This window comes from Nostoc sp. FACHB-133, from assembly GCF_014698055.1.
Lineage (GTDB): Bacteria > Cyanobacteriota > Cyanobacteriia > Cyanobacteriales > Nostocaceae > Nostoc.
The window spans coordinates 23,709-36,723 of sequence record NZ_JACJSH010000022.1; the positions used below are offsets into that span (position 1 = coordinate 23,709).

At 39.9% G+C, this 13,015-nt stretch carries 8 protein-coding genes; 4 read left to right on the forward strand and 4 right to left on the reverse strand.

The annotated features are described in order from the left end of the window. Window positions 1–120 precede the first annotated feature (120 nt). The 3 genes from H6G86_RS18910 to H6G86_RS18920 form a co-directional block, all read right to left on the reverse strand. Window positions 121–1,416, reverse strand: a complete 1,296-nt coding sequence (locus H6G86_RS18910; protein ID WP_190935650.1) for a hybrid sensor histidine kinase/response regulator — start codon at window positions 1,414–1,416, stop codon at window positions 121–123. Beyond that, window positions 1,413–3,839: a hybrid sensor histidine kinase/response regulator gene (locus H6G86_RS18915; RefSeq protein ID WP_190935586.1), complete on the reverse strand. Its 2,427-nt coding sequence runs from the start codon at window positions 3,837–3,839 to the stop codon at window positions 1,413–1,415. The genes H6G86_RS18910 and H6G86_RS18915 overlap by 4 nt, the downstream gene beginning before the upstream one ends. Window positions 3,840–4,077: 238 nt before the next feature. Beyond that, window positions 4,078–6,207 (reverse strand): serine/threonine-protein kinase, encoded by a 2,130-nt coding sequence (locus H6G86_RS18920; RefSeq protein WP_190935587.1) that lies wholly within the window; start codon window positions 6,205–6,207, stop codon window positions 4,078–4,080. Window positions 6,208–6,345: 138 nt separating this feature from the next. On the opposite strand from H6G86_RS18920, the gene H6G86_RS18925 reads away from it, so the two are divergent. The 4 genes from H6G86_RS18925 to H6G86_RS18940 all read left to right on the forward strand — a co-directional run bounded on the left by H6G86_RS18925 (window position 6,346) and on the right by H6G86_RS18940 (window position 12,552). Beyond that, window positions 6,346–7,047, forward strand: a complete 702-nt coding sequence (locus H6G86_RS18925) for a rhomboid family intramembrane serine protease (protein WP_190935588.1) — start codon at window positions 6,346–6,348, stop codon at window positions 7,045–7,047. A 177-nt stretch (window positions 7,048–7,224) separates the two neighbouring features. Continuing rightward, window positions 7,225–9,861 (forward strand): hybrid sensor histidine kinase/response regulator, encoded by a 2,637-nt coding sequence (locus tag H6G86_RS18930; protein ID WP_190935589.1) that lies wholly within the window; start codon window positions 7,225–7,227, stop codon window positions 9,859–9,861. 532 nt (window positions 9,862–10,393) lie between these two features. Further along, entirely contained in the window at window positions 10,394–11,731 is a 1,338-nt protein-coding gene (locus H6G86_RS18935) for a GTPase family protein (RefSeq protein WP_190935590.1), read from the forward strand. A gap of 212 nt (window positions 11,732–11,943) precedes the next feature. Beyond that, window positions 11,944–12,552 carry a Uma2 family endonuclease gene (locus tag H6G86_RS18940; RefSeq protein WP_190935591.1) on the forward strand — a complete coding sequence of 203 codons (609 nt, stop codon included), beginning with the start codon at window positions 11,944–11,946 and terminating at the stop codon, window positions 12,550–12,552. 3 nt (window positions 12,553–12,555) lie between these two features. Here the strand turns inward: H6G86_RS18940 and arfB are convergent, their stop codons facing one another. Further along, window positions 12,556–12,972: an alternative ribosome rescue aminoacyl-tRNA hydrolase ArfB gene (arfB, locus tag H6G86_RS18945; protein ID WP_190935592.1), complete on the reverse strand. Its 417-nt coding sequence runs from the start codon at window positions 12,970–12,972 to the stop codon at window positions 12,556–12,558. Window positions 12,973–13,015 lie beyond the last annotated feature (43 nt).

The window sequence follows — 13,015 nt, forward strand, 5'->3', positions numbered from 1 at the left end:
CTTTACCCCGCTACGCTAACGCATCTCTACAAGTCTAAAATCATTAACAAAAATCCTTAACTAAACCGTATTGGTACATAAAGAAGTGATGGTTGCTTTTATTTAGTCTACAATTCTCATTTATCGAATGGGTAGTTCAATGATAAACTCTATACCTTCACCTGGTTTGGAATCGTATGTAAGCTTGCCATGATGGTTATTAACCACAATTTGGTAAGCAATAGATAGACCAAGCCCTGTTCCTTTACCGACAGGTTTTGTTGTGTAAAAAGCATCGAAGATTTTTGTTTTATCTGCATTGCTTATACCTGGGCCATTGTCAGAAACTCTTAAAATAACATGCTCTCCAATTGCCTCAGTTCTAATTTTAATTATCCCAGGATTTTGATAAAATGTATCAATATCTTTATTTTTATTTGCTTCTTCAATGGCATCGATTGCATTACAAATTAAGTTCATAAAAACTTGATTGATCTCGCCAGGAAAACACTCAACAAGTGGCAAATCCCCATATTCTTTAACTAATTTGATAGCTGGGTAATGAGTATTTCGCTTAAACCGATGTCCGAGAATGAGTAATGTGCTTTCTAACCCTTCATGCAAGTTAGCTAGTTTTTTACCAGCTTCTCTGTGACGCGAGAAGTTATTTAAATATGACACAATTTCTGTAACGCGATCTGTACCAAGTTGCATAGATTGAATAATTTTAGATAAATCATCTAATAAAAATTCAAGATCGCTTTTTTTAATGGCGCTTTGAAGTTCATCTGGTGGATCGGGAAGATATTTTTGATAGAGATGCAATAAACTAACTACTTCTTGTATATACTTTTCAACAAATTGTAAGTTGCCAGCTATAAAATTAATGGGATTATTAACTTCATGAGCAATTCCTGCTGTTAGTTGACCTAAAGCTGCTACCTTTTCTGCTTGAATAAGTTGAGTTTGAGTCTGCTGTAATTCGGCGTTTTTAGCAATCAAGGTTTTTGTCAAATTTCTCAGTTTGAGGTGATTTTCAATCCGCACTAATACTTCTTCATACTGAAAAGGTTTTGTAATGTAGTCTACGGCTCCCAATTGCAAACCTTTGACTTTATCAGCCGTTTCTGAAAGGGCTGTCATAAAAATGACTGGAATATCTTGGACACGAGGATTGCTTTTTAGCTGTTTACAGGTTTCAAAACCATCTATACCCGGCATCATTACATCCAGCAAGATTAAATCAGGTAAATCATCATTTTCTAATCGCTGAAGGGCTTTCTCTCCACTGCGGGCTGCCCAAACTTCAAAGCTAGACTGATCCAGAAAGCTGGATAAAACTTGTAAATTGGCAGGGTTATCGTCAACAACTAAAACAATTCCCCTAGAAGGGGCATAATTGATAGAATTATTTTGGTTTTCAATAATAGTTTTTATACTGTTTCTACCGCATATTTAGTCAAAAAATTTATAATTAAATCTTCATCAAATTGCCTTGCTAATTGCCGTAGTTCGTTAGCAAATGGTGCAAAAGTTGTATCTGTTTCTTCTAGTTGATCGGCCCACTTGAGAATGGCATTAAAGTTACCTCTACTGGCTAAAGTGACTAGTTCTTGCAACACCTGGGGGGAAGGAAGGATTAATTGAGCAGTTGCTGTCTTTCCATCTTTGGCTTTTTCTCCATCAGGCTGAGATTGCTTGTAAATCCATACCAAATTTAAGTATTGTTCTAGTTGATGCAATAATTTATCTACTTGTATGGGTTTGCTCAAGAAAGCATTACCTCCAGCTTGCAGACTGCGATTTTGGTCGGCTTCAAAGACACTAGCGGAAGAAACGATAATTAATACATCCTGAATTTCTGAAGTGTGACGCAGGTGTTTAATTAATTCAAACCCATCCATTTCTGGCATCAGCAAATCTGTGATGATTAAGTTTGGCTTGAGGGCGATCGCTTTTTCTAAACCTTCTTTACCGTTACTGGCTTCAACCACATTAAAACCCAGTGGTTGCAGTAAGTTTGTAATCACTGTGCGATTCTCCCAGCGATCGTCAACCATCAGGATGGTGTAGGGGCCACCCTCAAAGCCAATGATTTGTTTCTCTGAGGCAGTCATCGCAGATTGTACCCAGTCAGTCGCTTCGGGTATCTCTAACTCAAACGAAAAGCTACTCCCCTTACCAATCTGACTCTGAACATGGATATCGCTACCCATCATTTGTACCAACTGCCGAGTAATAGCTAAACCCAGCCCTGTACCTTCAGCTTGGCGCTTTTTCTCACCGACTTGTTCAAATGGTAAGAAAATCTGGCTCAATTCTGCGGGAGTTATCCCAATTCCTGTGTCTTCTACAGTAAAGCGAAGGCGATGTTTTATTATCTGCCCATCATTGGGAGGTTGATCGATTACTTCAATATTGAAAGTAACCTGACCTTCATCTGTAAATTTGATGGCATTTCCCAGCAGATTCAATAGTGCCTGACGTAATCTTTTGACATCGACATAAACCCCTGTAGGCAAATTGATCGCAGGTTTATAGATAAACGAAATGCCCTTTTGTTTTGCCCGAATGTGGCATATTTCGACAATTCCTTGAAGAAAGGAGGGGAAATGCACATAATAAGGATGCAGTTCTAACTTTTTTGCTTCAATTTTGGAGAGATCCAAAATGTCATTAATTAAAGTCAGCAGATGAGAGCCACATTGTTCAATAATATTGACGTGATATTGCTCTTGCTTAGGTAAAGCTGGGGAACGCAGTAAAATTTGGGCACAACCGAGAATGCCATTTAAAGGTGTTCGCAGTTCATGACTCATGTTTGCTAAAAATTCGCTTTTAGCATAGTTGGCTGTATCAGCCGCAGCTTTAGATTTTTTCAGTTCACGTTGTTCAAATGCTTGGACTTGCCACAAGACAGTAATCATGGTGAGTGTCAGTCCACCGACAATTAAGGCAATCAAATCGAGGAATTGCAATTGAGATTCAATATTTTGGCGGGGAATCACCAAAGCTACAGACCAATTAGCAGCTTGCAACGGCAGATAAGCTACATACTGTTTAGTGCCGTCAATTTCCATTAACTCAATTCCCTGTTGTTTGTTTACCATCCTCTGAGCGATCGCATTTAAATTGCGATCGCCAATTTTCAACAGCCTGAGTGCTGGTTTTTCTACGGTTGACATTAACGCCGAGTTAGGATGGACAATCGCTTGTCCTTGGGAATTGAGAGCAAAAGTATAGCTGTTCGTGCCGTATTGCAGGGAATTAACAACCTCTGCAATGTGATCGACTCTCACATTGCCTTGGAAGACTCCAATCGGTGAACTACTGCTAGCAGAATTTGACGAGATCGGGGTGGCGATCGCTATTAAAGGAATTCCTGTAGAACGGCTGATGAAAGGGTCAGAAATGTTGCTCTTTCCTGCAATTGCTTTTTGAAAGTAGTCTCTATCCTGAATATTTTTATTTGTTCGACCAACTTTTGTATTGGAAAATGAACCATCTGGGTTGACTATTTGGAAAAAGAAAAATTCATTGATCCGCTTGACTTCTGACTTTAAATAGGGTTCTGCTACAGACCAGTTTAAGGAGCGGACAGTTAAAGTATTCGCCAGGGTTTGTACCTCCGCTTGGCGAAGATGTAACCACTCTTCAATTTCACTATCCCCTCTCTGTACCTCTAAAAAAGCGCTATGTCTCAAATCTTTGAGCATCAGATTTCTAGTGGCTTGATAGCTGAAATAGGCAGAAATACTAAATATAAGGGTAGTGCCACCAAGAATAAATCGAATCAATAAATTGCGCGACGGATGATTTTCTCTGTCAGATGCCGATAGGCTGGAGTTTTGTTGTATCAAGGGTTAGCTCCTTAATTACATAATTCGGTAAGAAAAAATTCTCGGTTATGTTTAGATTTCCCCAGAAATTACCGATGCTCACAGCTTTTGGTAAAATAAACCAGAAATTTATAGGAATGCCATGAATTATAAGTTTTTATCTCAAAATATTCTTTACAATCAACTAAAATTCCAACTATTGCTTCTAATTAAGTGTTGTTAACAATTCGTAATTATTAATTACGAATTGTTTAGTATATTAGGGCGTTGTCTGCGGTGGATTAATAGGATTAGGAACTGGGATAACTGGCACAATTATAGGCTTTGGTTTCTCGCCTTGCAGTTTAATCTGGGCTTGATTGCGGCCATCTATAGCTTGTTGGTAATTAGGCTTGTATTTTATTGCTTGATCGTAAGACGCGATCGCATCTTGATAGCGTTTCAAATTTAGTAGAGCATTGCCTCTGCTATACCAGCTTTCAGAATGGTCTGGTTTATAACGAACGGCCTTATTATAAGATGCTAGTGCATCTTCATATTTTTGCAGAATGTATTGTGAATTTCCCAGATTGTACCAGAGTTGATAATCTTTTGACTTAAGTGTTGCGGCTTTATTATAAGATTTTATTGCTTCTTCATAGCGTTGGTTTTGATGCAGCGACCAGCCCAAGTTATACCATGCTTGATAGTTACTAGGATTGTATTTAATGACTTGATTAAAAGATTCAATTGCTTCTGGATAACGTCGTAAGTTGAGTAGGGTATTCCCTCTTGAAAACCAGGCTTGATAATAATTTGACTTGTACTGTACAGCCTTATCATAAGCTGTAAATGCATCTTGGTAGCGTTGCAAATTGACTAATGCATTCCCTAAATTATACCAAGCTTGCTCATAGTCTGGTTTTAAATCAACGACTTTTTGGTATGCTGCGATCGATTCTTCATATCGGTTAGAGTTCTGTAAAGCTAATCCTTTCTTGTACCAAGCTTCATAATTATCTGATTTTAATTCAATCGCTTTTTCATAAGCTTTAATTGCTTGGTCATATTGCTTTAAGCTACTAAAAGCTTCACCCTTAGCATTCCAGACTTCTGAGCTTTCATTATTTAACTGTAAGGCTTTGTCAAAAGATGCGATCGCTTCTTGATATCGCTGTAGACTTGCCAATACAAAGCCGCGTCCACTCCAAGCTTCAAAATAATCTGGCTTAATTTGGATTGCTCTATCATACGCAGCTAATGCTTCTTTAGATTTTTTTAATTTATACAGCGTTTTGCCTTGGCCATTCCATCCTTGAGCATAATCTGGTCTAATATTAACGGCTTTTTCATATACTTCTAATGCGTCTTGATAGCGTTGCAAATCAAAAAGTGTATTTCCTTCCTTGGATAATTCTATAGCGTTATTTGAATTAATGTGATTCAAAATAAATATTGATGCTACTCCACTTATCCCCACTAAAAATATTGTTAGTAAAACTTTACCTAAAATCCCTTTTCTCGGTTGTGGTTTAGTTAGATTTTTGGGAAGAGAAATAGGAGTTAACGCTATTGTTTCAGCCGGCGGTAGTGTTAACTCTTTCAGCGCTTTTAATGCTACTGTAGCCGAAGGATAGCGTTGTCGAAAGTCGTAGCACACCATTTTATCTAAGAATTGAGCAAATTCTTGCGTTACTGTGGCTTTATCGCGCCAGATAATTTCATTAGTCTCAGCATCTTTTACTATTTCCTCTGGTAATAATCCAGTGAGAGCTTGAATAGCAATGATTCCCGTAGCATAAATATCACTGCTTAATTTTGGCGTACCATGAGCTTGTTCTCCAGGAATATATCCAGGCGTACCTATGGCAACAGTACCTTTAGTTGAACCTTCGGGAGTAATTACTTGGGTAGTAATTTGTTTAACCGCACCAAAATCAATTAAGATTAATTTGCCATCCGGGTGTCGTCTGAGGATATTTCGGGGATTGACATCACGGTGAATTACATTCTGTTGATGGACAAATTCTAGAATTGTCAAAAGTTCTTGTAAAAGCGAAATTACTTGCTCTTGGCTAAGGGTTTTACCTGGTATTAATTCTTGACTCAGGTCATGACCTTCGATCAATTCCTGTACTAGATAAAATTCGGCATTTTCCTCAAAATAAGCTAAAAGTTGGGGAATGCGATCGTGAGTTCCTAATTTATACAGAACTTGTGCTTCTGTATCAAATAAACGCCTAGCCGTCTCTAAAGTTACCGGATCGTTTGCCTGGGGTTTGAGTTTTTTGACCACACATTGAGGTGAACCGGGTAATTGAGTATCATAAGCAACAAAGGTTTCACCAAAACCCCCTCCTCCCAAGTTACTAATAATTTGGTATCTTCCAACAAGTGTGTTTCCTAGCATCTCGTTTGCCTACTTAAGTGCGATGCGATCTGATTTCAATCTTGCCACACGTTAAGGGTTATAGGGGGAATGGGGAATAGGGAATGGGGAACAGAGGAGCAGATAAGAATATTTGGTGTTTCTTAATTATGAATTAGTATGATTCCTATTAGTGATAATATTCGTTGTTGGAATAAGCCGATTATTAATTATTGGCTAATTGGCATTAATATTGCCGTATTTTTATGGGAAATCCAACTAGAATTTATTGATACATTGGGCTATTTTGTCAATAGTTGGGGTGTGATTCCAGCGCAGATTAGTGGGGCAATTACAAATGTATTCTTTAACAACAACTCTGCTGCTTGGATAATTGTAATTTGGCGGGTATTTTCACTACTTTTTGGAATATTTCTGCACGGTAGTTTTAGCCAGATATTGGGAAATCTACTATTTCTGTGGGTTTTTGGTAAAACTGTAGAAAATATCTTGGGACACAGACGCTATCTTGGATTTTATCTGGCGGCTGGCATCTTAACAGGGGTCGTACAAATTCTAGCTGCACCGAGTTTGACAGTACCATTAATTGGGGGCAATGGCGCGATCGCAGCTATTTTAGGGGCATACATTATGAAGTTTCCTAAAGCTAAAATTGACACCATTTTACCGTTAATTATTGTGTATCTTCCTATCGAACTTCCCGCCTTTGTCTATATATTTTGGTGGTTTGTGCAACAGTTATTTTATGGTATCGGCAGTTTAAATATTCCCCCCATTGGCGTAAATCAATCGGGTGTTGTCTTCTGGGGGCAGGTTGTGGGATTATTTATTGGTGCAGCTTTCATACGATTGAAGAAATAATTGATTTGTCTTAATCTTTAGACATGGTTCTTAAATACCAGAGGATATCTTTTGGTTAAAACTCTTATGTGCCTTTTGATGGATTGCATTTTTTCGCTTAAAAATTCATACTGCTAAAACTAGGGTATGCCTACTCTTCAAGTCGGTGTTATTTTTAGTTGTTAGCGGTTTATTAAAATGCCAAATATTGATAAAATTAATTCTAACCTTACTGATGAATTAGCAGTTTTACGGCAGCGTGTAGCTGAGTTAGAGCAAGCAGAAATATTTTATCAGCAAAGGCAAGTAGCACTAGAAGAGCAATTAAGAAAACTGGCAACATCGGCACAAAGTTCGCATATTTCAGTTTTAGAATATGAGATTGAATGCCATCTGGAGCAGGAGAAGTCTACAGGCTTTAATCTGACAACAGATGTGGCAGTGACTTTACAGGAACTCCAACAAGAAATTGCACAGCGACAGCAGTTAGAAGTAATCCTGAAAGATAGTGAAGAACGGCTGAGACTGGCTCTAGATGTTTCTCAGATGGGCTTATGGGATTGGAATATTTTAACCAACCAAGTCATCTGGTCTGAAAATTATGAACTGCTTTTTGGTCTACTTCCAAGTAATTTTGATGGGCCTTATGAAACATTTCAAAAGTGCGTTTATCCTGAAGATAAGCAATCTGTAATGCAACGGATCAGCTACGCTTTGGCACAAAAAACTGACTACAACGATGAATTTCGGATAATTCGCTCAGACCAAAGTGTACATTGGATTTCTGCCAAGGGAAAATTTATCTATGATGAGCAAGGACAAGCGGTGCGAATGATCGGCGTTTGTATGGAAACTACTGTGTGCAAACAGGCTGAAGAAAGCACTCGTGAACTAACCACACAAGTCCAAGAACAGGCAAATGTTTTAAATGCCATCCTCACCGCTTCAGTAGATCACATTTATATCTTTAATCGCAGAGGTTGCTATCAGTATGTTAGTCGTGATGCAGCTACTATATTAGGTTTTAAACCCCAGGATCTTGTCGGAAAGACTTTGCAAGACCTGGATTTACCCACAGAGCTTGTAGAACAGGTAGACAATCAACTAAAAGCTGTGATTAAAAATGGGCAGCCCATCAAGGATGAGTGCAAATATGTAAGTGCTAATGGAGTGCATTATTATGAATACATTCTGACACCATTACGGAATTTAAAGCAAAGTATTGAAGGCGTAATTACTGTTTCTCGTGATATTACCGAACACAAACGGGCAGAAAAATCATTACGCGAAAGTGAAGCTCGATTTCGGCGTTTGTTTGAGTCTAACCTAATCGGGGTTGCTTTTTGGAATGTCGATGGCTTCGTTATTGATGCCAATGATGCCTTTCTTCAACTAGCTGGCTACACTCACGAGGAGTTTACTCTTTCAGGTAAAGTTAATTGGCGAGAACTCACTCCTATTGAATACAAGTATTTAGACGATCGCGCCATTTTAGAGGTGCAAACCACTGGAGTTTCCAAAATTTACGAGAAAGAGTACATCCACCGCAATGGTAAGCGAGTCCCAATTGTTTTAGGGATAGCCTTGCTAAATGACTCCCAAGAACATGGTGTTGCTTTTGTACTAGATATTACCGATCGCAAGTTGGCTGAAAAAGAATGCGATCGCCTCCTCCAATGCGAAAGAACAGCACGCCAAGAAGCAGAGATCGCCAACCAAATTAAAGATGAGTTTCTGGCAGTTCTCTCTCATGAACTGCGAACCCCACTCAACCCTATTCTGGGATGGTCGAAAATGTTACGGACTCGCAAGTTTGATGAACAAACCACTAACCGCGCCTTGGAAACCATTGAACGCAACGCCAAGTTACAAACCCAGTTAATTGAAGATTTGTTGGATGTGTCTCGCATTCTCCAAGGAAAATTAAACTTAAATATCTGTCCAGTGAACTTGGTAATGGTAGTTGAAGCAGCACTAGAAACGGTACGGCTAGCAGCAGAAGCTAAATCAATTGAAATTCAGACCATATTTGATGCCAGTTTAGGACAAGTTATGGGCGATCCAAATCGGCTCCAGCAAGTTGTGTGGAATCTACTTTCTAATGCGGTAAAATTTACACCAACCGGAGGACGAGTAGGAATTCGACTCATGGAAGCTAGTAATCAGATTCAAATTCAAGTCAGCGATACAGGTAAGGGAATTAACCCAGACTTTTTACCATTCGTGTTTGATTACTTTCGCCAAGCTGATGGCACAACTACACGCACATTTGGCGGACTAGGTTTAGGATTAGCGATCGTGCGTAAGGTTGTAGAAATGCACGGGGGAAAAGTTCAAGCCGAAAGTCCTGGAGAAGGATTGGGTGCAACCTTCACTGTTGAACTACCGCTTTTGGTGAGAAGTGAACAAGTTCGGCGGGAAGAGAATGAGTCTTTAGATTCTCAGCCTGAATCCTCACTCCTTTCAGACACTCAAGTTTTAGTGGTGGACGATGAACCAGATATCCGCGACTTAGTGAGCTTCATTTTGCAAGACTACGGTGTACAAGTAACCGCTGTATCCTCAGCACAGGAAGCATTAAAAGCGCTATCTGAGTCGATACCAGATGTTTTAATTAGTGATATTGGAATGCCAAAGACAGACGGTTATATGCTGATGCAGGAAGTGCGATCGCGATCGCCGCAAGAAGGAGGAAGCGTACCAGCGATCGCCCTGACAGCTTATGCAGGCGAAATGAATCAGCAGCAAGCACTAGCAGCCGGATTTCAAATGCATATTTCTAAACCAGTAGATCCAGATGTATTGGTGAAAGCGATCGTTGATTTGATTGAGTAGTCATTAAACTTCTTGGCATTTGTGGGGGAAGGGGTAAAGGGAAAAGGGGAAAGGAATAAAATTTCCCCTTTCCCTTTACCCTTTAACCTTTCCCCGACATCTTGCAAAAGTTACTTTTGCAAGATGTCTGTCTATTGGTCATTGGTCATTGGTACATACCGAGTGTTTTGTGGGCGAAAAAAACTTTTTTGTTAAGGATTAGTTCTTTGGGCGCATAGTATCTCAAGGACTCATTAACAATGCAATTCGAAACAATAGCATTGTCAGTCAAAACAATCGCATTGTCAGCCGAAACAATCGCATTTTCGGTCAAAACAATAGTATTGTCAGTCAAAACAATCGCATTGTTAGTCAAAACAATGGCATTGTCAGCCGAAACAATCGCATTGTTACCAATAAAACAAGGATTACTGTGCCCAAAGCGTGTATTGCTTCCATTCGAGAACCGCTATATAACACTACTAACGGTACTAGTTATCACTTTGAGAATCGCTATAAGATTAGTAAAAGGGTCTTCTACGTTTGAATAGAAATGATTGAGCAACGTGATGCTGACTCACCAACAACTGATTCTCAGCAATTGAGTGAACCGACCGATAAAGCAACTACCAAGTCGGTCGATAATTCTTGGACAAACCGCATTGGTGGTGTCTGGAACACAGCAACAACACGTTTAACCAAACTCCTACCCGTAGAACAACTGGCACAAACGGTTGTTGAATGGTTTAGCGTCAGTGAAACTCAGGTTGCAGAGATTTTAGAGAAAATTCGAGCCGAATTGCCAACCACAGAAGCATTGCTAATTGGTAAACCCCAAGCCGGGAAAAGTTCAATTGTGCGGGGATTGACAGGAGTTTCGGCTGAGATTATTGGTCAGGGTTTTCGTCCGCACACGCAACACACGCAACGCTATGCCTATCCTTCCAATGACCTGCCGTTACTAGTTTTTACTGACACGGTGGGACTAGGTGATGTCAACCAAGATACTCAAACAATCATTCAGGAGTTAGTTGGCGATTTACAAAAGGAAACTGCTTCTGCCAGAATCCTCCTGTTGACGGTCAAAATCAATGATTTTGCAACTGACACACTCCGACAAATTGCTCAAAAGTTACGCCAGCAGTATCCAAATATTCCCTGTCTGCTAGTAGTTACTTGCTTGCATGAGGTTTATCCTGCTGATATTGTCGATCATCCTGCCTATCCACCAGATTATCAAGAAGTCAACCGCGCATTTGCGGCAATGCAGCAAGCCTTCGCCGGGATAACTGACCGCTCTGTACTAATTGACTTTACCCTAGAAGAAGATGGCTACGATCCGGTATTTTATGGCTTAGAAGCACTGCGAGATTCTTTAGCAGAACTACTCCCACAAGCAGAAGCACAGGCGATTTATCAGCTATTAGATCGAGAAGAAGCCGGAAAGCAACTTGGCAACCTTTACCGAGATGCAGCACGCCGTTATATTTTGCCATTTGCGATTATGTCTGCCACCCTCGCGGCTGTACCTCTGCCTTTTGCCACAATGCCTGTACTAACTGCCTTGCAAGTATCAATGGTGGGTCTGTTGGGTAAATTATATGGACAGACAATTACACCATCACAGGCGGGGGGTGTTGTTAGTGCGATCGCAGGTGGTTTCTTAGCACAGGCAATTGCACGAGAATTAATTAAATTTATACCAGGTTTTGGGAGTGCGATCGCAGCGTCTTGGGCAGCCGCTTACACCTGGGCACTAGGGGAAGCAGCCTGCGTTTATTTTGGTGATTTAATGGGAGGTAAGAAACCCGATCCCCAAAGAATTCAGTTAGTGATGCAAGAAGCGTTTCAGGCGGCGCAAGAACGGTTTAAGATAGTTCGTAATCTCTAAGGTCAGTTTATCTGAGGTAATTACCACAGGTTCTTTAGCCAAACTAGCCAAATCTCTAATAGCTCCCAGATATCCTTGCTTTTGGTTTTGCCAATGCTGATTGATACCTCAAGCTAACTGGCAAGGACTCTGCTTTGTCATTGGTAAGGACTTTAAGCCTCATAACATAATTTTGTTGATTTCTAGCAACTTACTTAGGGGGACAATAAATTATGATTCAAGCTTTACGTAAACTAGTAACTTTTGAAGATTTTGCAGCATGGCGGCCCGAGGGCAGAAGATACGAATTACATGATGGCGTGATTGTTGAAATGGCACAACCAACGGGCGACCATGAAGATGTTGTCGGTTTTTTGGCGCTAGAAATATCTGCTGATATTAAGCGTCTAAATTTACTTTATTACATTCCAAAAACTGTATTAGTAAAACCACTTGAAGGTGAATCAGCTTATTCACCAGACATATTAATAATCAATCGGCCAAATTTAGTGAATGAGCCTTTATGGAAAAAGGAATCGACTGTATCTCAAGCGGCATCTATTCCATTAGTTATTGAAGTTGTTAGTAGTAATTGGCGGGATGATTACTACAAAAAATTAGCTGATTATGAAGCTATAGGTATTCCTGAATATTGGATTATAGATTACGCGGCTATAGGCGCTAGAAAGTTTATTGGCAATCCTAAACTGCCTACTATATCCATTTATCAATTAATCGATGGTGAGTACCAAGTTACTCAATTTAGAGGTAGCGATCCCATCGTCTCGCCTACTTTCCCAGAGTTAAATTTAACTGCTGAACAGATTTTTAAAGCTAGCTAAAATCTAAAATTCTGTCACCTGCCCTCTGTTAGACTTAACCTGTCCGCGCTTAGTTTTGTAGTCAAGCCGCTTTCTTTGAGAACTGCGAGTTGGTTTCGTGGGTTTGCGTTTTATCGTCACGACAACTGCACTTTGAATGAGTTCTTGAAGTCGTGTCAAAGCTGATTCCCGATTGTTTTCTTGACTTCGGTGTTCCTGCGCTTTAATGACAACAACTCCTTCTTGGGTAATGCGTCGATCGTTCAGCTTTAAAAGCTGTTCTTTATAATAATCTGGTAATGATGAAGCGACAATATCGAAGCGTAAGTGAATCGCTGTGGAAACCTTATTTACATTCTGGCCTCCTGCTCCTTGCGAACGAATCGCACTAATTTCAATATCACTCTGGGGGATTATAACTTTATTGGAAATTTGCAGCATCGCTCACAAGGCAAAAAAGGAACTTTTCAATTTGGGATAAAAA

Bases quoted from the DNA above. Each gene is read 5' to 3' on its own strand.
- H6G86_RS18935 (WP_190935590.1), top strand. From the start codon at position 10,394: ATGATTGAGCAACGTGATGCTGACTCACCAACAACTGATTCTCAGCAA.
- arfB (WP_190935592.1), bottom strand. From the start codon at position 12,972: ATGCTGCAAATTTCCAATAAAGTTATAATCCCCCAGAGTGATATTGAA.
- H6G86_RS18925 (WP_190935588.1), top strand. From the start codon at position 6,346: ATGATTCCTATTAGTGATAATATTCGTTGTTGGAATAAGCCGATTATT.
- H6G86_RS18920 (WP_190935587.1), bottom strand. From the start codon at position 6,207: ATGCTAGGAAACACACTTGTTGGAAGATACCAAATTATTAGTAACTTG.
- H6G86_RS18940 (WP_190935591.1), top strand. From the start codon at position 11,944: ATGATTCAAGCTTTACGTAAACTAGTAACTTTTGAAGATTTTGCAGCA.
- H6G86_RS18930 (WP_190935589.1), top strand. From the start codon at position 7,225: ATGCCAAATATTGATAAAATTAATTCTAACCTTACTGATGAATTAGCA.